This is a genomic window from Neptuniibacter sp. UBA6509, from assembly GCA_002435145.1.
Lineage (GTDB): Bacteria > Pseudomonadota > Gammaproteobacteria > Pseudomonadales > Balneatricaceae > Neptuniibacter.
In genome coordinates this window covers 1-21786 of sequence record DJLT01000102.1, presented here as the reverse complement: position 1 = coordinate 21786, position 21786 = coordinate 1, and the positions used below count along the sequence as shown (strand labels likewise).

General features: G+C 43.2%; 16 protein-coding genes and 1 pseudogene. 13 read left to right on the top strand and 4 right to left on the bottom strand.

The annotated features are described in order from the left end of the window. Nucleotides 1–58: 58 nt before the first annotated feature. Entirely contained in the window at nt 59–1891 is a 1833-nt protein-coding gene (gene ilvD / locus B4K11_RS13070) for a dihydroxy-acid dehydratase (RefSeq protein ID WP_292955952.1), read from the bottom strand. A gap of 186 nt (nt 1892–2077) precedes the next feature. Between ilvD and ald the strand changes: the two genes are divergently transcribed. The 7 genes from ald to B4K11_RS13035 all read left to right on the top strand — a co-directional run bounded on the left by ald (nt 2078) and on the right by B4K11_RS13035 (nt 7019). Further along, nucleotides 2078–3187: an alanine dehydrogenase gene (gene ald, locus B4K11_RS13065; RefSeq protein WP_292955949.1), complete on the top strand. Its 1110-nt coding sequence runs from the start codon at nt 2078–2080 to the stop codon at nt 3185–3187. A 72-nt stretch (nt 3188–3259) separates the two neighbouring features. Continuing rightward, a complete protein-coding gene (locus B4K11_RS13060; protein WP_292955946.1) occupies nt 3260–3508 on the top strand; it encodes a hypothetical protein in 249 nt (82 codons plus the stop codon). Between the two features lie 7 nt (nt 3509–3515). After that, nucleotides 3516–4163: a Crp/Fnr family transcriptional regulator gene (locus B4K11_RS13055; protein WP_292955943.1), complete on the top strand. Its 648-nt coding sequence runs from the start codon at nt 3516–3518 to the stop codon at nt 4161–4163. A 66-nt stretch (nt 4164–4229) separates the two neighbouring features. Further along, nucleotides 4230–4427, top strand: coding sequence for a YgaP family membrane protein (locus B4K11_RS13050; protein ID WP_292955940.1), 198 nt, complete (start codon nt 4230–4232; stop codon nt 4425–4427). A 247-nt stretch (nt 4428–4674) separates the two neighbouring features. Next, complete coding sequence (locus B4K11_RS13045) at nt 4675–4953, top strand: PepSY domain-containing protein (RefSeq protein ID WP_292955937.1); 279 nt, start codon at nt 4675–4677, stop codon at nt 4951–4953. 15 nt (nt 4954–4968) lie between these two features. Further along, nucleotides 4969–5661, top strand: a complete 693-nt coding sequence (locus tag B4K11_RS13040; RefSeq protein ID WP_292955934.1) for a response regulator transcription factor — start codon at nt 4969–4971, stop codon at nt 5659–5661. After that, complete coding sequence (locus tag B4K11_RS13035; protein WP_292955931.1) at nt 5658–7019, top strand: ATP-binding protein; 1362 nt, start codon at nt 5658–5660, stop codon at nt 7017–7019. The genes B4K11_RS13040 and B4K11_RS13035 overlap by 4 nt, the downstream gene beginning before the upstream one ends. A 25-nt stretch (nt 7020–7044) precedes the next feature. Here B4K11_RS13035 and argA read toward each other — a convergent pair whose 3' ends face one another. Continuing rightward, a complete protein-coding gene (gene argA / locus B4K11_RS13030; protein ID WP_292955928.1) occupies nt 7045–8385 on the bottom strand; it encodes an amino-acid N-acetyltransferase in 1341 nt (446 codons plus the stop codon). Nucleotides 8386–8397: 12 nt separating this feature from the next. Beyond that, a pseudogene (locus B4K11_RS13025) lies at nt 8398–8550 on the bottom strand (acetylornithine deacetylase); the annotation flags it as partial. 339 nt (nt 8551–8889) lie between these two features. Between B4K11_RS13025 and B4K11_RS13020 the strand changes: the two are divergent. Both B4K11_RS13020 and glnE read left to right on the top strand, forming a co-directional pair. After that, nucleotides 8890–10011, top strand: coding sequence for an inorganic triphosphatase (locus tag B4K11_RS13020; RefSeq protein WP_292955925.1), 1122 nt, complete (start codon nt 8890–8892; stop codon nt 10009–10011). A 70-nt stretch (nt 10012–10081) separates the two neighbouring features. Continuing rightward, nucleotides 10082–12979, top strand: coding sequence for a bifunctional [glutamate--ammonia ligase]-adenylyl-L-tyrosine phosphorylase/[glutamate--ammonia-ligase] adenylyltransferase (glnE, locus tag B4K11_RS13015; protein WP_292955922.1), 2898 nt, complete (start codon nt 10082–10084; stop codon nt 12977–12979). A 71-nt stretch (nt 12980–13050) separates the two neighbouring features. Here the strand turns inward: glnE and B4K11_RS13010 are convergent, their stop codons facing one another. Next, nucleotides 13051–14049 (bottom strand): branched-chain amino acid aminotransferase, encoded by a 999-nt coding sequence (locus tag B4K11_RS13010; protein WP_292955919.1) that lies wholly within the window; start codon nt 14047–14049, stop codon nt 13051–13053. Nucleotides 14050–14407: 358 nt separating this feature from the next. On the opposite strand from B4K11_RS13010, the gene B4K11_RS13005 reads away from it, so the two are divergent. The 4 genes from B4K11_RS13005 to B4K11_RS12990 all read left to right on the top strand — a co-directional run bounded on the left by B4K11_RS13005 (nt 14408) and on the right by B4K11_RS12990 (nt 21669). Further along, nucleotides 14408–16180: a phosphoethanolamine transferase gene (locus B4K11_RS13005; protein WP_292955916.1), complete on the top strand. Its 1773-nt coding sequence runs from the start codon at nt 14408–14410 to the stop codon at nt 16178–16180. 36 nt (nt 16181–16216) lie between these two features. Beyond that, nucleotides 16217–17242, top strand: a complete 1026-nt coding sequence (gene waaF, locus B4K11_RS13000) for a lipopolysaccharide heptosyltransferase II (RefSeq protein ID WP_292955913.1) — start codon at nt 16217–16219, stop codon at nt 17240–17242. Then, nucleotides 17239–18252 carry a lipopolysaccharide heptosyltransferase RfaC gene (rfaC, locus tag B4K11_RS12995; protein WP_292955910.1) on the top strand — a complete coding sequence of 338 codons (1014 nt, stop codon included), beginning with the start codon at nt 17239–17241 and terminating at the stop codon, nt 18250–18252. The genes waaF and rfaC overlap by 4 nt, the downstream gene beginning before the upstream one ends. A 312-nt stretch (nt 18253–18564) precedes the next feature. Then, on the top strand, nt 18565–21669 hold the full coding sequence (locus B4K11_RS12990; RefSeq protein ID WP_292955907.1) for an EAL domain-containing protein: 3105 nt from the start codon (nt 18565–18567) through the stop codon (nt 21667–21669). Nucleotides 21670–21786: the final 117 nt, after the last annotated feature.

Genomic DNA, 21786 nt, shown 5'->3' with positions numbered 1-21786 from the left:
AAACTATGGGACAGCAGTGGCCCTTGGGCTGCCTTTTCATTTCTAATATCTATCGATACTAATCTAACTGAGAAAGGTCACGTACAGCACCAGTATCAGCAGATGTTACTAGCTTCGCATACGCTTTTAGCGCAGCAGACACTTTACGCGGGCGTTCTTCTGCCGGCTTCCAACCAAGCTTATCCTGCTCAGCACGACGAGCCGCTAGCTCTTCATCAGATAGCAACACGTCAATTGTACGATTTGGAATATCGATACGAATCATATCGCCATTGCGCACTAAACCTATCGCACCGCCCGCAGCAGCTTCCGGCGAAGCATGCCCAATAGACAAACCAGAAGTACCACCAGAGAATCGGCCATCCGTTAACAAGGCACAATCTTTACCTAAACCTTTCGACTTAATGTAAGACGTTGGATAAAGCATCTCCTGCATACCCGGACCGCCTTTAGGTCCTTCGTAACGAACAATCACTACATCGCCTGCTTTTACTTTATCATCTAGGATATTAGCAACCGCTTCATCCTGAGATTCTGTAATATGTGCAGGGCCTTCAAATACAAGAATAGACTCATCAACACCGGCTGATTTCACAACACAACCATCCAATGCGATGTTGCCATAAAGCACAGCTAAACCACCTTCCAAAGAGAAAGCGTTCTCTATAGAACGGATACAACCATTTTCTCGATCACCGTCCAATGTCGGCCAACGGGTTGCCTGACTAAATGCAACTTGAGTTGGAATACCTGCAGGACCCGCTTTATAGAACTCCATAATTTCTGGCGTTGGGTTCCGCATTATATCCCATTCATCCAGCGCATCTTTCATCGTCAGCGCATGCACTGTAGGTACATCCGTATGCAGTTTTCCTGCACGATCCAGCTCACCCAAAATACCCATGATGCCACCCGCACGGTGAACATCTTCAATATGGTAATCCGGGGTATTAGGCGCAACTTTACATAACTGAGGCACAGCACGTGACATACGATCGATATCTTTCAGCGTAAAATCAATCTCCGCTTCCTGAGCAATTGCTAGCAAGTGAAGAATAGTGTTAGTGGAGCCACCCATAGCAATATCAAGTGTGGTGCAGTTTTCAAAAGCTTTAAAACCCACAGAGCGTGGTAATACACGTTCATCATCCTGCTCGTAATAGCGCTTCGCAAGATCAACAATGGTACGACCTGCTTTAAGAAACAATTTCTCACGATCAGCATGTGTAGCAACGACAGTACCATTACCTGGCAATGCTAAACCTAAAGCTTCAGCAAGGCAGTTCATTGAGTTCGCTGTGAACATACCTGAACAAGAACCACAGGTAGGGCACGCTGAACGCTCAACCGCATCCACTTCTTCATCTGAAGCCGTCGAGTCTGCAGCCAAAACCATTGCATCTACCAAGTCCAATTTATGTTCAGACAGTTTGGTTTTGCCTGCTTCCATTGGGCCACCTGTTACAAAAATCACAGGGATATTGAGGCGCATAGACGCCATCAGCATTCCCGGTGTGATTTTGTCACAGTTCGAAATACATACCAGCGCATCCGCACAATGTGCGTTAACCATGTATTCTACTGAATCTGCAATAATGTCACGTGAAGGTAGCGAATAAAGCATGCCATCGTGACCCATTGCGATGCCGTCATCGACTGCAATAGTATTAAATTCTTTAGCTACACCGCCCGCTTTTTCAATTTCACGTGCGACCAACTGCCCCATATCTTTAAGATGTACGTGACCTGGAACAAATTGAGTAAAAGAGTTTGCCACAGCAATAATTGGCTTGTGGAAATCCTCATCCTTCATACCGGTCGCACGCCATAGTGCACGCGCACCAGCCATATTACGACCCGCAGTCGATGTCTTAGAGCGATATTGAGGCATTAGATTGACCCTTAAAATTATAAATTTTTATTTAGCAGATGGCCGATTATAGCAGAATGATTGAACAAGCCACCTGCCGACATAATGTTTTCTACGCAACAATACATGCCAAGAATAGGTTTTACCGACATCGACTTAGCCCGCATTGACTACAATAAAGCTTAAGCAGGAGCATTGGAGGCAGATATGCGCATTGGTATTCCGAAAGAGATAAAAGTTCATGAGTATCGTGTAGGACTTACACCCTCAGGCGTCAAAGAGCTTTGCAATCAAAAACACACTGTCTTTGTTGAAACCCATGCAGGAGAAAAAATTGGTTTTAGTGACCAAGACTATCAAGATGCCGGAGCGATACTGTGCCAATCCTCTGATCAGGTTTGGCAACAAGGCCAACTTATTATCAAAGTAAAAGAGCCTCTAGCCGAAGAAGTAGAACAGATACGCCAAGACCATATTCTATTTACCTATCTTCATCTTGCGGCCAGTGAAACACTGACCCATGATTTACTCAAATCAGGCTGTACTGCCATCGCCTACGAGACAATAACGGATCAGTTTCAGCGTTTACCTTTACTCGCCCCAATGAGTGAGGTCGCAGGCAGAATGTCCGTACAGGCAGGTGCTCATTGTCTTGAAATTGCCCAAAAAGGTAGGGGAGTTCTTTTAGGCGGTGTCCCCGGAGTACCACCAGGGAAAGTATCCATTCTTGGAGGGGGCGTTGTCGGCACAAACGCGGCCATTATGGCCTTAGGTTTAGGTGCTGATACCACCATCTATGATAACTCTCCTGACAGACTAAGAGTTCTAGATGCTCAGTTTAATGGTCGCCTTAAAACGGTGTATTCAACACAGGACAGCATCTATCAAGCCATATGCCAAAGTGACCTAATCATTGGGGCTGTTCTTATTCCTGGAGCCGCAGCACCTAAACTAGTCACACGTGAGCATCTGTCGCATATGCCACAAGGCGCTGTTATCGTTGATGTCGCTATCGATCAAGGAGGCTGCTTCGAAAGTAGTCGAGTGACGACTCATGCTGAACCCACTTATACAAAGCAAGGGATTGTTCATTACTGTGTTGGTAATATGCCGGGAGCGGTTGCACGCACATCTACTCTAGCACTCACCAATGCAACAATGCCTTATGTTATTAAACTCGCAAATAATGATTGGAGAAGCATTCTTCACGATGAACCCTTTTTTGCGAAAGGTCTAAATCTTTCTAATGGGCACATATACTGTCCAGGCGTAGCCGATGCATTTGATCTCCCCTTGAGACCAATTAATCAGATATAAGTTTTTATAACCCCTTGATCGTATCCGTGCTGCACACTACTCTGTGCAGCACGAGAAACATCGAGGTCAACTATGTCTAGTATCGATAAAAAAGAGATTCGCTCAGATAAGTGGATGAACCTTCTTATAAAAACCGGCATTCCTGTTGCGATTGTCAGCATCATTTCGCTTTGGGTCGGTTGGTATTTCAAAATGCCAGCGCTAGGTAATGTCTTTATTGTTACCGCTGCAATAGCCCTGACCTTAGGCATGATATACAACGTTAGATTTGTCATTTTATCTGTACGCCAAATAAAGGCGAAACAAGCAAAAGATAAATAGCTTCGACATGCCCTCTCTTCTTGAACGCTACCCTGAGTTAAGCCAGCTTGACCAAGCTGGCTTAACAATCTTAAAAGATGCCCAACTCATACAAGTGCCTAGCAACACTGTATTGTTTCGCCAAGGTGACTTATGCAATAACTTCATTATGGTCGTCTCTGGTACTGTAAAAGTACTTGGTAGAAACGCAGCGGGAAGAGAAATCGTGCTTTATAGGATTGAAGAGAAAGGCACCTGCGTTCTTACCACCTCTTGTTTACTTGGGAAACAGAACTATCCAGCAGAAGGCATTAGTGAAACAGAAGTACAAGCTTACTTGCTCCCTCTTAAATCATTTGAAAACGCTCTGAACGATTCTCCTAGGTTGCGACACTTTATATTCTCATCTTATGCATCGCCATTGTCAGAGATGATAGAGCTCGTTCAAAGTATAGCCTTCGAAAGCATCGAATCCCGTTTAATAGAATATCTAATTACTCAAACCAATCATGATTTAAAAGTTCTCACCTCCCACCAGGAAATTGCCGATAATTTAGGCACCGCTCGAGAAGTTGTCTCTCGCCAACTAAAAAAACTTGAATCGCGAGGGTTAATTCAACTTGAGCGGGGGTGTATTCATATTTGTAATTTGGAAAGCCTTCACTCTGTGACTTAATCACAGACGGCCATTAAGAACTCATATTATGATGACCTCAATTTAATATATGAGAGGTTCAACAGCATGAACAAAAACATTGGCACTGTAGATAAAAGCATCCGTATTTTTATTGGGTTAGTACTTATTGCGTTGGTATTTGTTGGTCCACAAACAGCATTAGGCTGGATCGGTTTACCTGTAATATTAATCGCACTCTTCGGTTGGTGTCCGCTCTACAAAGTAGTAGGTATCAATACCTGTAAACAATGTGATAACAACTGATTAATTCACTAAAATCATAAGATGCCTAGGAGCAAACCGCACTCCTAGGCTCTAGTAAGTTGGCACCTAATAACAACTCCTCCTCCCCTAGTTTTATCCTAGCATTCACTCCCTATACAGTTTTCCAGCTTTAATATTATATTTTTACGCTAAACTCCTGTGTATAAGTAAGCAGAAGATTTTTATTTACTACCTGATAGCTGATACGGGATACTAATCCCCATCATAAACGTAAGAGGCTTTACCAATGCTCAAACAGCATTTTCGTTTTGCTGTATTAATAACATCGTTTTTTTTCGCCTTCACACCGAGCTCTTTCGCAGACGAAAAAAAAGGAATTGTTTCCCCAAAGCAAGCCATTAATATAGCGACTGAAAACACGCCTGGGGATGTCATTAAAACAGAAACATCTGAGCACAATGGGCAAGCCGTATATATCATCCGTATTGTCAATGAAGGCAGAGTAAAGGATATCTTGGTAGATAGCCTGAACGGCGAAATCATAAGACCTGATAAAACTAAATAAGGGAGTAGTTCTGACATGAAATTATTGGTTGTGGAAGATGATCCGGATCTACGTCGTCAACTTGTAAGCGCACTAGAAAGCAACAACTACACAGTAGAAGAAACCGCTGACGGTGAAGAAGCACTCTACCTTGGTGAAGAATATCCTTATGATTTAGCCATCGTTGATTTAGGCCTGCCTAAGCTATCAGGTATTGAGGTTATCAAACGCTGGAGAGCGGCAGGTAAAGAGTTTCCCATTATCATTCTAACTGCTCGTGGTGACTGGCAAGATAAAGTTGAAGGTTTAGAAGCTGGGGCAGATGATTACCTAGTAAAACCCTTCCATATGGAAGAACTTTCAGCTCGTTTGAATGCATTGCTACGTCGCGCTGCTGGGCACTCTAAACCTGTTCTCGAATTCGGCCCACTGAAGATAGACACCACAGGCCGTGTTGTTTATCGCAACGATGAAGCGGTTAAATTAACCAGCTACGAATACAGAACATTTGAGTACTTAGTCTTAAATGCGGGAAAAACCATCTCTAAAAGCGAACTAACAGAACACCTTTATCATCAAGACTTTGATCGAGATAGTAACGTTCTTGAAGTGTTTGTAAGACGCCTACGTCAAAAGTTAGATCCTGATCAAGATTTAGAACCGATAACCACCGTACGTGGTTTAGGCTATCGCTTTGCTCTAAACACGACAGTTAAGGATAGCGAGTGAACGTAAAATCCCCCCTGCAATCACTGCAGGGGCGCCTTCTTATAGCTTCCGCTTTAGTTCTTCCGATTGTCTTATTGATCGCAGGTTTAGCACTGAGCAAAGCATATAATTACAGTGTTGAAAACTCAGTTAAAGATAGACTTCAGCTCCAAGTCTATTTACTACTCGGCGCTGTTGAGCTAAAAGATGACCACATTGTCTTCCCCGAACGCCTGCAAGAGCCTCGATACAATCAACTAAATTCCGGCCTATATGCCGCAATTCATGACCAAGAAGGCCAGCTACTTTGGAGATCACTTTCCTCCATTTTATTAGATGACCCACACTTAACAGAGGCGATTAATTTAGGAGGGATAACCACCGGGGAACCACTTTTCCAACACCTCCCTGATGCTGCAACTTACAGTTTCCAGCTTCGTATCATTTGGGAAACCGAAGGGAAAGAGCACTCATTCCTCTTCACTGTAATGGAATCTGATGCCCTCGTTATTCGCGACATTGAAGCGTACGAACAGCAGCTCATACTGTGGCTTGGGATTATTTTCCTCGTCGCACTACTGGCACAAACACTAATTTTAAGCTGGGGCCTAACACCTTTAAGGCGTCTAGCCCGAGACCTTAAAGCGATTGAATCAGGAACCTCTGAAAAGCTAAGCGGCAGCTACCCTGATGAAGTGGAGCCGGTCACAGAAAACCTAAATGAACTTATTGAAAGTGAGCGCAAGCAGCGTGAACGCTATCGAAATACCTTAGGTGACTTAGCCCATAGTTTGAAAACGCCCCTAGCGGTTATGAGAGGCGCAGAACTGGAAGAGCATGAGCTGCATACATATCAAACTCTAGTTTCTGAGCAAGTTGAACGCATGGATCAGATTGTGCAATATCAACTCAGTCGAGCAATTAAAAGCCAAAGTAAGCCGTTAGGAAAATCGGTACAACTTGCACCGATTGTAGAACGCATGCTCAGTGCACTTAACAAAGTCTATAAGAATAAGAATGTGCATTCAGAGATGCTGTTAACGGCAGATTTAATATTTCACGGCGATGAACGTGATCTAATGGAAGTGCTTGGCAATATCATGGAAAATGCATTTAAATATGGCAACAGCCAAGTAAAAGTAAGTGGCTCCTATCAGAACAGCGAGCTAAAACTATCTATTTGTGATGATGGCCCAGGGGTAACACCCGAGATGCGTCAAGTTATTCTTCAACGAGGCGCACGCTTAGATACTTCAATCCAAGGCCAAGGGATTGGACTATCCGTTGCAACGGATATTATCAGTAGTTATCAAGGGGCAATTGAAGTAACAGACTCCCCCCTAGGCGGTACCTGCTTTGCCATCCGTTTCCCCGATTAACAGGACGAAAACCTGTTATTCCGCTTTAAGAGAGCTCACGCGTAAATACTTTTGAATTTCGTTGTAGATTAAATAACGATTTCTTTTCATGGGGCAGCTGCTCTACTTGAGTTTCAATAAAACCACGTTCGATAAACCAGTGCGCGGTTTTTGTTGTTAACACAAACAGTTTTTTCAAACCTTGCTCACGAGCCTGAAGTTCTATGCTTTGCAGCAGTTCATCACCTCGCGCGCCACCTTTATATTCTGAAGCCACCACGACACAAGCCAGTTCCCCTATACCCTCCTTTGCAAAGGGATACAGAGCAGCACAACCAATAACAACGCCATCACGCTCAATCAGCGTAAAGCGCTCAATCTCATTCTCTAAAACCTCACGAGAACGCCGTACCAAAGTGCCGTTTTGCTCTAAAGGCCGAATAAGCTCGAGCACAGCACCTACATCTTCGATACTTGCCTGACGTAATTGTTCATAAGATTCAGGAAGCACCATCGTACCTGAGCCGTCGCGGGTAAAAAGCTCAGCTAATAAAGCGCCATCCTCTTTAAAACTAATTAAGTGACAACGTGTCACGCCTTTACGACAAGCATTTACCGCAGCAGCCAAATGCCGGGATAATTCAGTATGCGGCTGATCCGTATCTTCCAATGATGCTAAATATTGCCCCACTAAACGCTCGGCTTTTCGTGTTAACAGTTCACTTCGTAAAGCGCCGGAACTATCACTCACACCATTATCCGCACCAAATAAGATAAGCTTATCTGCTTCTAGGCCGGTCGCCGCACAAGTAGCCACATCCTCAACGGAAAGATTAAAAAGCTCCCCCGTCGGGGAATATCCAAGATGGGACAACAGTACGATATTTCCATCATCTAACTGTTGAATGATAGCGTCATGATCTAAACGACGCACCTCACCAGTATGTGCCATATCAACGCCGTCTAAAACACCGACAGGCTTAGCCGTAACAAAATTACCCGATACAACTTTAATACGAGAACCCGCCATAGGCGTGTTAGGCAGACCTAATGATAACTGTGCTTCAATTTCCGCTCGAACAATTGCCGAAGCTTCGATGACACAGGTCATAGTATCTTTATCGGTTACACGTAAGTGATGGTGTAACTGTGAAGTCAGCTTCTTCTGATGTATACGTTCACTAATCTGCGGCCGAGAGCCATGCACAAGAATGAGCCTGACGCCCAGACTATTCAGCAAAGCAATATCATGCACGATATTTGCAAAGTTGGCATCAGCGACAGATTCACCGCTCAGCATCAACACAAACGTGTTTCCACGATGCGCATTAATATAGGGTGAGGACTGACGGAACCAATTAACGTATTGTTTAGTATCGTTTTTCACAGTGGTATATAACTATAAGCAGTATTGAGTGATCATTTTTTCTAATACAGCTACTGTAGGCTTTATCTGATCAAAAGCCAAATACTCATCTGGCTGATGAGCTTGGTCAATGGAACCCGGCCCCATCACAATAGAACCCATTACTAAATCTTGTATAAATGGTGCTCCAGTACCAAAGGCACCATTTCTATCTTAAAACCTAAATGAGATAACCAACCTTCAAGTAATTCAATCACCGGAATACTGCTCTGATCCCACTCAGCCTGCGTACAATTCACTAAAGGTTAAACTTTGCTTTATCACGCAGCATTGCGATTACTTGACTAACATAAGTCCATTTTAAGTATAGAGCTTGCGCTTAGATAAAGTTTACCTGAAACTGCGAGTACCTAGCGCACAAAAAATATTAATAAAAAGCGCACGTTATCATCAGAAGCATCTACCGCTGATGTAACAAGCTTATATAAAAAAACAAGCTAAGCTCCGGATTAAAGAGAAGAGAACATGGCACTTGAAGTAGAGCTAAAACTAACACTCAGCCCCCATCATATTGAATCATTGATTCGTCAGCCGCTATTTCGCTCAGAACAGATCAGGGAATTAAACACGCATCAGCTCGGTAATACATACTACGACACCCCTGAACAGCTTTTAACACAGCATAGAGTCGCTTTACGCATACGGAAAAAGGGCGACCAGCTCATTCAAACACTCAAAAGTAGCGGTTTCTCTGAAGCAGGGCTGCATAGCCGCAACGAATGGGAATGGCTCATAAAAAAGCCCGAGTTAGACTACAGTCTACTCGCACTCGCAGAGTGGCCTAAAGAACTTAATGACCCCGCAATTCAAAAGAGCATCGCGCCTGTTTTTAGTACTGATTTTCAACGTAAGACCTGGATTTTAGACACCCATGATAGCCAAGGTGAAGTATTAAAAGCAGAGATAGCCTTGGATCAGGGCACGGTTACAGCCTTAGGTAAAGAAGACCCATTATGTGAATTAGAGCTAGAGCTTTTGCAAGGTAACGCGAGTGAACTGGTTAAATTTGCACTTGAATTAGCGAAACATGTTCCCCTGTATATAAGTGATATAAGTAAGGCTGAACGTGGTTATAGGCTACTAGAGCCCTCCGCTTATAGCATCAAACGCACAACACCTAAATTTGATAAAAGCACAACCCTAGAGCAAGCGTTCATTGCCTTGTTAAGTAACGAGCTAAGCTTGTGGCCACGCTATTTTGAAGCTTGGGCGTTTACGAAAGACTGGACGCATATTCCATTAGCGCTAGAATCTTTACGCAATATTAGCGCTTTATATGAAAGTTTTAGTGATGTCATACCTGCCGAACCCGATGGGAAGCTAGACAAAATTCTGACCAAACTGATTCGTCAATTAAGAGATATAGATGCTTGGCGCAGAACAGCAATACTCTCAGGAAATCCGAAAAGCGACTGGATTCAAGAACAAGCAGAGCATGCAGCTGCTCGAGTCAATGTTCTGCTACAAACCGCTGAACCTGGTGTACTGGCTCTATTAATTTCAGAACAGCTTATCGATAAATCTTGGCGACATCGTTGGTCTGAAAATCATCAGGCGCTTGCGGCTAACTGTTTACTCAATACCTGATTAAAATCAGGATATTAACTAAACCTCGCTGTTACGATTAAAGGATTACCACTCAGGAGCAAAATATCCCATGCTTAACCCGCATTTGGACATACTACCCGAAGCCCTTCAGCCTTTACTTCAACAGAACTGGGAAAAGCTTTCTGCGGCTTTAGATCAGGTAAAAAGCACGCCCACATCCTTTATTGATGACTTAACACGTGTTTTAACCGGTAGTAATTTTGTCACGGAGCAACTAGAACGTAATCCCGAGATGCTCTCTGACCTTCTAGATAGCGGCAATTTGTATACAGAGTACGCACCCAATTTTTATCAAGAGAGCCTGCAATCTATACTTGCTCCGTTGGAAACTGAAGAACAGCTACATAAAGCGGTCCGCTGCTTTAGACAACGAGAACAGGTACGCTTAATCTGGCGTGATTTAACCCGTGCTAGCGATATGCGCACCACCACCCGCGAGTTATCGTGGTTAGCAGATGCCTGTGTCGAACAAGTGATGGATTGGCTTTATGTTCCAGCTTGCGAACGCTGGGGAACACCTACAGGCCGCCACAGCAAAAAGCCGCTTCGCATGGTTGTACTCGGTATGGGTAAACTCGGCGCGAATGAACTAAATCTATCGTCTGACATCGATCTTATCTTCGTTTATCCCGAAAATGGTGAAACTGAAGGCTGTAAAAAGTGTTTAGAGAACCAAGAATTCTTCATCCGTTTAGGTAAAAAGCTAATCCAAGCATTGGATAACCTCACCTTTGATGGGTTTGTCTTCCGTGTAGATATGCGCCTTAGACCTTTTGGCTCCGCTGGCCCACTTGCGATTAGTTTTGACGCGATGGAAGGCTACTATCAAGAGCATGGCCGAGAATGGGAACGCTATGCCATGATTAAAGCAAGGGTCATGGCAGGAGATAAAGACGCCGGCGATGAATTAATGAGTATCCTCCGCCCTTTTGTCTACCGCAAATACATCGACTTTAGCGCCTTTGATTCCCTTCGTGAAATGAAAGATATGATCAGTCGCGAAGTCCGCCGTAAAGGCCTCAACAACAACGTAAAACTTGGATCTGGCGGAATACGCGAAGTCGAATTCATCGCACAAGTTTTCCAGTTGTTACGAGGCGGCAGAGACTCGAGATTACAACAGCGTGAGCTGTGTAAAATATTGCCTATGCTGCCGGACGCCGTAGGTATGCCGCAAGTTGCCTCTGATGAACTGATGCAGGCCTATGAATTTTTACGTAATGCAGAACACGCGATTCAAGCCGTTGCCGACAAACAAACCCAAGAACTACCTAATACCGAAATAGAACAGCTACGACTTGCATTTAGCATGGGTTTTTCAAAATGGGATGATTTCTCTAGCGCACTCGAAAATCAGCGTAATAATGTGCGTACCCACTTTGCTGACCTTATTGCGCAGAGTGAAGAGGAAACGTCTAACGAAGAGAGCAGCAACCAAGAAACTTGGCTATCCCTTTGGAAAGACGAGCTGGAAGATGAACAAGCTGAAGCCATCTTAAAAGAACAAGGATTTGATACTCCAAAAGAAGCATGGGAATTAATCAACAACCTGCGCCAATCCAAAATGGTGCAAATGCTACAACAGATAGCACAAGAACGCTTACGGTTAGTGCTACCGAACATGTTCAGTGAAATCATAGAAACTGAAAACCCGACAGAAACCTTAGGACGAGTGTTAGAACTGATACAAGCAATTCTGCGACGTTCTGCCTATTTGGTGCTGTTAGCGGAAAACCCAATGGCTTTACAGCAGTTGGTCAAACTCTGTTCCGCTTCGGCATGGTTTTCCGAAAAGCTCACAAAGCAACCGATCTTATTAGATGAGCTAATCGATCAAAAAACACTCTACGCCCCACCGAATAAGGAGCAACTTAACAGTGAGTTACGTCAACAGTTGCTGCGCATCCCAGAGGAAGATACAGAACAAATCATGGATGCCCTACGCTACTTCAAAAACGCACATGTTTTAAAAGTGGCAGCATCAGAGATTACTGGCGCACTTCCTCTGATGAAAGTAAGTGATTACTTAACATGGACAGCGGAGGTAATTTTAGAGGCTGTTGTTGATGTCGCGTGGCGATTGATGACCGAAAAACATGGCTCACCACAAAAAACTGCGGGCGTCCCCTGCAATCCTGACTTTATCGTTCTAGGCTACGGTAAAGTCGGCGGTATTGAGCTTTCCTATGGATCAGATTTAGACCTTGTATTCATTCATGATTCGGATCCAAATTTATTCACTGATGGCGACAAACAGATAGCAAACTCTGTCTTTTTTACTCGGTTAGGGCAAAAAATAATCCACATCCTCAACACCTTCACCACTTCGGGTCAGCTTTATGAGGTAGATATGCGTTTACGCCCCTCTGGCAATTCAGGCCTACTTGTCAGCTCACTCAAAGCGTTTAGAGAATACCAGAAAAAAGAAGCATGGACTTGGGAACACCAGGCCCTTGTACGTGCTCGTGTGGTTGCCGGTGACACTAATCTTAAAAAGGGCTATGAAGCGGTTCGAGCTGAGATTCTAGAAAACGAAAGGGATACGGAAAAACTGCTTAAAGACGTATCAGAAATGCGTGAAAAAATGCGTCAGCATTTAGGCAGCAAAAGCAGCTCAACTGAAGACAACCCAGTCTTCCATTTAAAACATGACCGCGGAGGCATTGTAGATATTGAATTTTTAGTTCAATTCCTGGTTCTAAACCATGCACATCAATTCCCTGAGCTCTACGAATACACTGATAACATTCGTATTCTCAATGCTGCGGAGAAAGTAGAGCTACTCAATTCAAGCGAGGCCGAAACCTTACGTGAAGCCTATAAAGCTTATAGGGCGGTAGGTCATAAACAAACAATGAAGGACCTATCTAACACAATCTCTGCTTCCGAAATGACAGATTTAAGAGAAGCTGTCGCTGCAATTTGGCATAAATTCATCGGCGATTAGCTTATTAGTTTAGGCTGAAACAAAAAAGGCGGAGCTCATTGAGCTCCGCCTTTTTATATTCTAAAAACGATCTACACGTCAGTTAACCAACCGTGCTTATCTTCAGCCTTACCCCACTGAATATCATTCAGCGCAGTACGAAGCTTAACTGTAGTTTCACCGATGTCACCACTTCCTACTTGATGTTCTTTACCTTGATAAACCATAGTGCCTACAGGTGCCAGTACTGCAGCAGTACCTGAAAGGGCTGCTTCGCAACCTGGTTTTGCGATACGTTCTAGCATCTCATCAACAGTTAATCTTCGCTCTGTAACCTTCATACCTAAATCAGCCGCAATCGTTAATACACTGTCGCGCGTTACACCATGCAAGAAACTCTCATCCAGTGAACGCGTAATAACCTCGTTACCATCAATTAACAGGAAGTTAGCAGCGCCAGTTTCTTGAACGTCACCATTTGGACAGAATAAAACCTGATCAACATTATGCTCTGCTTTCGCTTTCATCGTTGGCAGCAATGCGCTGGCATAGTTACCGCCACTTTTGATCATGCCATTATGCGGAGCGCAACGAAGTCCGTGATCTTCAACTAATAAACGTAACGCTCTATCACCACCCGCAAAATAATCACCTACAGGCGAAAGCAAAACGTAAAAACACGCAGTCTCGGAAGGCGCGGCCGCTTTACCAATCGCAGGCTCAGTGCCAAATAACGTTGGACGTATATACATAGACCCAGGAGGCGCAGGAACTTCCGCAGCAAATTTCTTAACTGTATCCAAAATCATCTGAGTCACAAACTCTTCATCCAACTCTGGTAACGCCAGTAAACGAGCACTTTGAGCTAAACGGGATACATTACGATCAATGCGAAATACTTTTATAGAGCCATCTTCATGTCTAAATGCCTTTAGGCCTTCAAAACACGTACTTGAATAATGAAGAGCATGCGCGCCTGGATGCAGTTGAATGCTATCGCTAGGGACCATTTCGACCGCACTCCAGCTGGAACCGTCAAACCAAGTGATTGACATTTCTGGCATAAAAACGGAGCCAAATGCAGTTGCCATGATACCTTCCTTCTAATTATTCTGATGTGTCACTATCTCCCGTAAGAAAAGGAAATAGATATGATGATGTACAAATAAGGGCTGATATTCTAATCCTCATAACAGCAAATTGGAATTACCTCACCGCCTCAACTAGCCATCTTGAAGAAAAAAAATGCATTCCGAGTAGAAAGAATAGAAATTGGGCGTTCTTAAGCAATTATTGTATGATTCACCCACTAGAAAAATCCGAACATATCGGATAATCAATAACCTATCAGCTACCATGATTTATCTGTCTTTATAGCGATTCAACCCAAGGTTCTAGGTTTGAAAACGCAACCCATGGAAAAGCTGACAGTACCCTATTTGAGGAATAATGAAAAAAGCATTTGCCAAGTTCACGCAGTTAGGAAAATCAGCCCCTAAGCGAACATTTTTTCTTATCTTTCTTTGCCTTTCCTTTTGCGACCTATTTTTAGTTAGGGACATCAATTGGATTATTGAAAATGCCACGGGGGAACGGTTTTGGGTTAACTACAGCTTTAGCCTAATCGCCTTAATATTCTTGATGGTGCTTTTTGCCCCTATTAGAAGCAGTGCTATTAGAGCAGTATTTGTCTTTTTCATACTTGGCACCCAGATCGCTCAGCTCTCTTATTTCGCAGTTTACAATAACTTCGTCACCGTATTTGATCTTCGCTTTGTAGCAGCAGATCCATTGCTAACCCTTGAGTTATGGATCGACAACGCCGCTCTATTGAAACCCTTGATACTGCTATTAATAGAACTGCCTCTATTACTTTTATTATTTCGTCTCGATCTAAGACCTAGGATCTGGTTACGCATTAGCAGCGTTATAGTCTCTGTCATTTTCTTTTTGCTTCTATCATTCAGCTGGTACGGTATCAGCAAATTTCAATTTAGCTCTGTCGCCTACGCCAGTGTATTTCCCAACCTAATAGAACGTAATGCATTTGAAGGAAAACTCGTAGACAAACCCCAACTGGAAGCACGAACAGCTCATCCCAAAGCCCCTAATATTGTTTTCATTGTGGGTGAATCACTTAATTTTGATCATCTAGGCATAGCCGATTACCCGCGCCCTACAACGCCACGTTTGCAAAAAATGATGGATAAGGGTGAGATGCTGCTCTACCGTAATGCTGTCAGTTTAGGTACACGCACACTTAGCTCAGTTCCATATATGCTGACTGGATTGCAGGGTATAGATCCTCACGGAATCGTTTACAGTAGTCCGACAATCTTTAACTATGCAAAAGCTGCAGGCTATACAACAGCCTTAATCACCGCACAAGATTTCCAATGGAGAAATGTAGATCAAATATTTGTTGATCAAGATCTAGATTTTTACCGTCCAGGTACTGATTTCAGCGCATCTGTATCCGTTTCCGAAGGCGCCGATGACATGAAAGTACTAACGGAGGGAATTACGCCTTATCTGGAATCAACACTTAATGATTCGCAGACAGCTCCGATGCTGTTAGTTGCCCAGATGAACGGTAGCCACTATCCGTACAACACTCATTCGCCTGATTACATTAAACAGTTTTTGCCTGAAGAAGAGCCAAACAGCATTAACGCTTATGACAATACAGTGCTCTATTCTGATCTTTATTTAGAAACACTTGTAAACACTGTCAGGGAACATGATCCCGATGCTTGGGTGTTTTTTTCATCGGACCATGGTCAAGATATCTCCAGTAACAAAACGGCCTTCAATTCAGGTTATGCTTCAGGAATCATCCATAACGCATTAATGGTTTTCCCACCTGCTAGCGCTATAGCAACCCTTAAAACCAATGAAACCGCGCCCGTCAGTCAAGCTGACATTTTTGCTACGATTTTAAATCTCATGCAGATTACACCGGTTTCCGAGATCAATGGTGTAGATCTAATGACGCCGATTGATCCTGAACGTTTACGGGTGGTTTCAGCCTATATGAAAACTCTGCACAATGAACCAAATGCTGTCTTAGTAATGCCTGATCTGTCCTATATTCATATCAACTTTGACAGGGGCAATGTTAAGCACTCAAACGGTGAGACAACACGCTACAAAAAGTTAAAACCAGAGTATAAAGAAATTTTCGATCGCCGATTAAACCCCGCTGATAGAAAGGTTCAATAAGAGTATGTTGTTAATAATTCGAATGGATAGCAACCTATGAAAACACTGATCATTGGACCTTCTTGGGTTGGCGACATGCTGATGAGTCAATCTTTATATCGGCATTTAAAACAGCAAAACCCTGATATAGAGATCGACGTACTTGCGCCAAACTGGTGTCGCCCAGTGTTGGCGCGGATGCCTGAAGTCAATCAAGCAATTGAGATGCCTGTAGGCCATGGCAGCCTTCAGTGGGGCCTTAGAAAACAGATCGGTAAGCAACTGAGTCAAAACCGTTATGAGCAAGCACTCGTATTGCCAAACTCACTTAAATCTGCCCTTATTCCTTGGTTTGCCAGCATACCCAAACGTACCGGCTGGCGCGGAGAGATGCGCTATGGATTACTCAATGATATAAGACCTCTCGATAAAGAAGCCTTTCCGTTGATGGTGCAACGCTATGTTGCCTTGTCACAAGAGGCAACAGCGCCTGCTCTGTCATTAGACTCCATACTTTATCCACAGTTGTCGGTAGATAGCGCTGAGTATAACGCTGCTCTCATTCAATTGGGGCTCAACGCAGATAAAGCGATCGCCTTCTGCCCCGGAGCCGAATTTGGTCCAGCAAAACGTTGGCCCGATTATCACTATGCAGCGCTAGCAAAGAAGATGATTACGGAAGGTTATCAAATCTGGCTTTTTGGTTCAGAGAAAGACAGAGAAACTTGTCAGCAGATTCAAGATCAGCTAAGTGAACAAGAGCAGAAATGCTGCCATAACTTAGCAGGTACCACCAGTCTACCCCAAGCAATCGACCTTATCGCCCATTGTGAAGCGGCTGTCAGTAATGACTCAGGGTTAATGCATATCGCTGCAGCAGTAAACACCCCCCTAGTTGCACTTTACGGCCCGACAAGCCCATCATTTACACCGCCTCTTTCTCATCAAGCAGAAATAATAAAGTTGCTAGATGGTTTTCATAAAATAAGAAAAGGCGATGCAGAGCAGGGGTATCATCAAAGCATGATTGATATCACCCCTGATATGGCTCAAACAGCATTACAAAAGTGGCTAACAGCATGAAAGTATTGATCGTAAAAACCTCCTCCATGGGTGACATTATCCACACCCTACCTGCATTAACTGATGCAACCAAAGCACATCCTGGCATTCGTTTTGATTGGGTAGTAGAGGAAGGTTTTTCTGAAATACCAAAGTGGCATGCTAGCGTTGATAAAGTTATCCCCGTTGCTATTCGTCGCTGGCGTAAAAACATTTTTAAAACGTTCAAAAACGGCGAGTGGAGCGCTTATAAAAAAGAACTGCAGCAACAAAACTACGACGCCATCATTGATGCACAAGGTCTATTAAAAAGTGCGGTACTGGTATCTAAGGTCGCAAAGGGACCACGTTACGGTCTAGACAAGCACTCTGCTAAAGAGCCTCTCGCTGCACGTTTTTATGACCACACCATCAGCGTCAGTAAGGAGCTTCACGCGGTTGAACGCGTTAGGCAGCTTTTTGCGAGCGCACTGAACTACTCAATATCTGAAGAGATTGGCGATTTTGCGATTAAGCAACATTTCTCAATCAATTTAGACAAGAGCGAACCCTATTTAGTTTTTCAGCACAGTACGACACGCTTTGATAAACATTGGCCTGAAGCCTATTGGATAACTCTAATAAGGAAAGCTGGAGAGGCTGGCTGGAAGATCAAACTTCCTTGGGGCTCAGCAAAAGAAAAAGAGCGTGCAGAACGGTTTGCTAAAAATGCTCCCCATGTAGAGGTTCTCCCTAAACTACCTTTATCGGAAATTGCACATGTTCTAGCTAGCGCTACCGCCTGCGTTTCAGTAGATACAGGGTTATCCCATCTAGCAGCCGCCTTAGACACCCCTAATGTAATTCTATTCGGCTCTACCGATCCTGGGCTTGTTGGGGGTTACGGCAAAAATCAACAGTGCCTAGAAGCTAAGGATTACCCAAACACGGGTGCACAAATAGAGCCCGCCATTTTTGCATCGCTTACCCCCGAAATAGTCTGGGATCATCTCGACAAGTTTATTTGTACAAAGAGCCATCCAGAAACCTAAAGAAAGTGATTAAAGTTCCTCCATCTCCTCTCGGTACTTAACTCGATAGACGATTAGCATACCTGGATGTCTCGTTATTTAGTCCCTCTCGGTTAATTCGTTAATTTAAGTCCTATAAATCACTAAATAACTGAAATCATCATGAATCTTCCTACATTTCATTCAATAACGACTATTATAAAAAAAGGTTTCCTTAGAGAAGTCGCGCAAAAAACAATATGGTATAAACATTCATTAATTTGAGTTAGATTGTTGCCATAGACACTAAAAAACAGTGCTCTGATCTAATCGATACAATTTAAGGCAGTAAACTTGGCCGAAAAACATCAATCTCCCAGACAGTACTCTCTCAATGCAACACGAGGGACTTTAGCGCTAGTCGTACTACCGTTACTGTTAGTCGTGATTGGCGGTGGACTCGTCTATTTCAATTTTAGTAACGAAACAGAAAAAGAAGCGCTAACACACAGCGAGAATGTAACTAACTTGTTAGCAGAACAAGCAAGCGCTTTCATTCGTAATAAACAGCATGCAGTCAAACTCTTAGCCGGTGAACAACTACTGCAAAATAGTAACTTTGAACATTCTCCGCAGCCTCCCAAGCAACTCGGTAATTTATTAGAGCGTTACTGCACCACATTAAATGCGTCTATCTGTTACATAATGAATGTGAATGGCGTCACCATTGCAGATAACAATCTCCTTACAGAGAAAACCCTCCACGGTAAAAACTACGCTTTTCGTGATTACTTTAAAAATGCGATGCAAGGGAGGGACTATGTACACTTAGCTTTAGGTGTCACCACGAAAAAGAGAGGTATTTACTTCAGCAGCCCTATCTTTTTTGGTAGCAGCATTGCAGGTGTCGCTGTCATAAAGTTTAACCCGGAACAGATAGAAGAAAACTTCTCAGGCTTATCAGGCAGTGCTGTCTTAGTCGATAAGAATGATATTATTTTTGCTTCAAACAATACTGATTGGCTTTATAAGAGCCTTTATCCTTTATCTGAGCAGCAGAAAAAACAGATCGCCAAATCCCGTCAATTTGGAGAAACAGAGCCGGAAACGATTGGTTTTATTACGCTAAATGATGGCCGTGTCGAAAATAGTCAGAATGATAATTTCATTGTAAACAGCCAACCTGTTGAAGCACTTAAAGGCTGGAAAATCACCTACCTTCTCAAGCCTGAACACCTTTACCCGATTCAACAGGAAAGCCAAAGGAATTTGGTTTTTGCTATAACCTTTTTCCTTTTTCTAGTAACAGCGATTGCCGTTAGGCAGCTATATCGAACCTTAAAGGCAACGATAAATAGTAACTCTGAATATCAGAAAGAGATTGAAGAAAGTAAAAATCGCTTACAGCACTTTGAACAGGTCAGTACGGAAGCTATATTTATCCACAACTCTGATGGCGTTATGTATGTTAATAAACAAGGTGAAAAACTCTTTGGCTATTCACAAAAAGAGCTAAAAAATCTAAAGCCAAAAGATCTATTTACTCAAGAAAGCCTGCCAACAGTTTTAGCCCATGTTGAGTCATCCTCTAATGCTCCATATCAAGCTAACATTCTGACCAAAAACGACCAGGTCATACCTGTAGTAGTAACAGGTAGATCTGTGACATGGAACGGGGAAAAAGCTAGAGCAGCATCCTTTAGAGATATACGCAATCGTATTGCTGTCCAAAAACAGTTGGTCGCCAGTGAGAGTCGTTTTAGACAACTCTCAGATTTAGTCGGTGAAGGCTTATTGATCCATACTCATGGACGCATCATTGATGTAAATGAATCGTTTTGTAAGCTGATGAATGAAGAGCGGAAAGACCTCATTGCACACCCTGTATCACAGCTATTTGGCGAAGCTATTTTTAACGCCTTATATGCCCCCCATAATGAAGATGACAGCTTAAATTCAGAGATAGTGTTTCACAGAAAAGATGGCTCAGACTTTACTGCGGAAGTAAAAACAGCCAGCATGAAATTTGATGATGGCTTATATTCTATCCTGACGATAAAAGACATTAGCCACCATAAAGAGCAGAAAGAAAAGATACTCTATCAGGCTCAATTCGACCTACTAACCAATATCCCCAACCGTCTGTTGGCGCGTGATAGAGCTGAGCAAGCCATGAAAGCCGCTGATAAACATGGCACAAAGCTAGCTTTGCTATTTGTTGATCTTGACGGTTTTAAAAAAGTGAATGACAGCTTAGGACACGACGTGGGGGATTTACTCCTACAGCACGCCAGTAAACGCTTCATCTCATGTGTAAATGATAGCGACACGGTAGCTCGCCACGGCGGTGACGAATTCATCATTATACTTGAAGACCTCAATACCCCTGCTGATGCAGAAATCTATATTGAGAAAATTCTAGAACAGTTTATGAAACCTTTTTCGATACAGAATAAGGAACTATTCGTTACAACCAGTATCGGCGTTTCAATCTACCCGAACGATGCGCAAGACTACCAATCACTGCTGCGTGCTGCAGATATAGGCATGTACAAAGCTAAGAACGATGGTAAGAACACATTCCATTATTACACCCAAGAGATGAATGAAATTGCCACACGTAAGTTAAATATCGATAACAACTTACGACAAGCAATGGAAGAGAATGAATTCAGCATTGTGTTCCAACCGCTGATGCAAGAGACCGGCGACCAAACAACCATTGCTGGAGCTGAAGCCCTCTTAAGGTGGAACTCTAAAGAGCTGGGTTCTGTTTCACCTATTGAATTTATCCCACTTGCTGAGCAAACAGGCTTGATCGTTAATATAGGCCGATGGGTTCTACAACAAGCATGCCTTCAGGCCAAAGAATGGATTGACCAAAACAACGATAACTTTAATATCTCAGTTAACGTATCACCAAGACAGTTTAAAGGTAACGACTTTGTTCAAGATATAAAAGAGGCTTTAACACTAAGTAAACTCCCCGCAAACCTCCTTAGCATCGAAGTTACTGAAGGCTTACTTATCCAGGCGAGCCCCGAACTGTACAAAACACTTAATAAAATTACAGCGATGGGCGTCAAAATCTGCATGGACGATTTTGGTACAGGCTATTCATCACTGAACTACCTAAAAACGTTCCCTTTTAATAACCTTAAAATAGACCGATCTTTCATCAATGAATTCCCAAACAACCCAGATTCAAACATATTAGTATCAGCTACTATCGCGATGGCGCACCAGCTCGGTTTAAGCGTTACTGCAGAAGGAATTGAATCTCAGCAACAAAAAGAAGGTTTAAAAAACCTTAATTGCGATCTGCTTCAAGGATATTTGTTTGGTAAGCCTATGAGCCCTGATGAGTTTACTCATTTCCTACAGAGACATCGTTTCAAGTACAAAGAGGGCTTCAATCAACCACATTCCGAAAACTCATCAACGAAAAACGCACTATAGATCTAGAATAGAAATCATTATTTAAAATATGGATCGGATAAAAAAGACATACAGAAAGGGGGAAAATGGTGCCGGCACGAGGAGTCGAACCCCGGACCTACTGATTACAAGTCAGTT

Coding starts and splice junctions, on each gene's coding strand:
- B4K11_RS13020 (WP_292955925.1), top strand. CDS start 8,890: ATGGCACTTGAAGTAGAGCTAAAACTAACACTCAGCCCCCATCATATT.
- rfaC (WP_292955910.1), top strand. CDS start 17,239: ATGAAAGTATTGATCGTAAAAACCTCCTCCATGGGTGACATTATCCAC.
- B4K11_RS13005 (WP_292955916.1), top strand. CDS start 14,408: ATGAAAAAAGCATTTGCCAAGTTCACGCAGTTAGGAAAATCAGCCCCT.
- ilvD (WP_292955952.1), bottom strand. CDS start 1,891: ATGCCTCAATATCGCTCTAAGACATCGACTGCGGGTCGTAATATGGCT.
- waaF (WP_292955913.1), top strand. CDS start 16,217: ATGAAAACACTGATCATTGGACCTTCTTGGGTTGGCGACATGCTGATG.
- glnE (WP_292955922.1), top strand. CDS start 10,082: ATGCTTAACCCGCATTTGGACATACTACCCGAAGCCCTTCAGCCTTTA.
- B4K11_RS13060 (WP_292955946.1), top strand. CDS start 3,260: ATGTCTAGTATCGATAAAAAAGAGATTCGCTCAGATAAGTGGATGAAC.
- B4K11_RS13010 (WP_292955919.1), bottom strand. CDS start 14,049: ATGGCAACTGCATTTGGCTCCGTTTTTATGCCAGAAATGTCAATCACT.
- B4K11_RS13045 (WP_292955937.1), top strand. CDS start 4,675: ATGCTCAAACAGCATTTTCGTTTTGCTGTATTAATAACATCGTTTTTT.
- B4K11_RS13055 (WP_292955943.1), top strand. CDS start 3,516: ATGCCCTCTCTTCTTGAACGCTACCCTGAGTTAAGCCAGCTTGACCAA.
- ald (WP_292955949.1), top strand. CDS start 2,078: ATGCGCATTGGTATTCCGAAAGAGATAAAAGTTCATGAGTATCGTGTA.
- B4K11_RS13050 (WP_292955940.1), top strand. CDS start 4,230: ATGAACAAAAACATTGGCACTGTAGATAAAAGCATCCGTATTTTTATT.
- B4K11_RS13040 (WP_292955934.1), top strand. CDS start 4,969: ATGAAATTATTGGTTGTGGAAGATGATCCGGATCTACGTCGTCAACTT.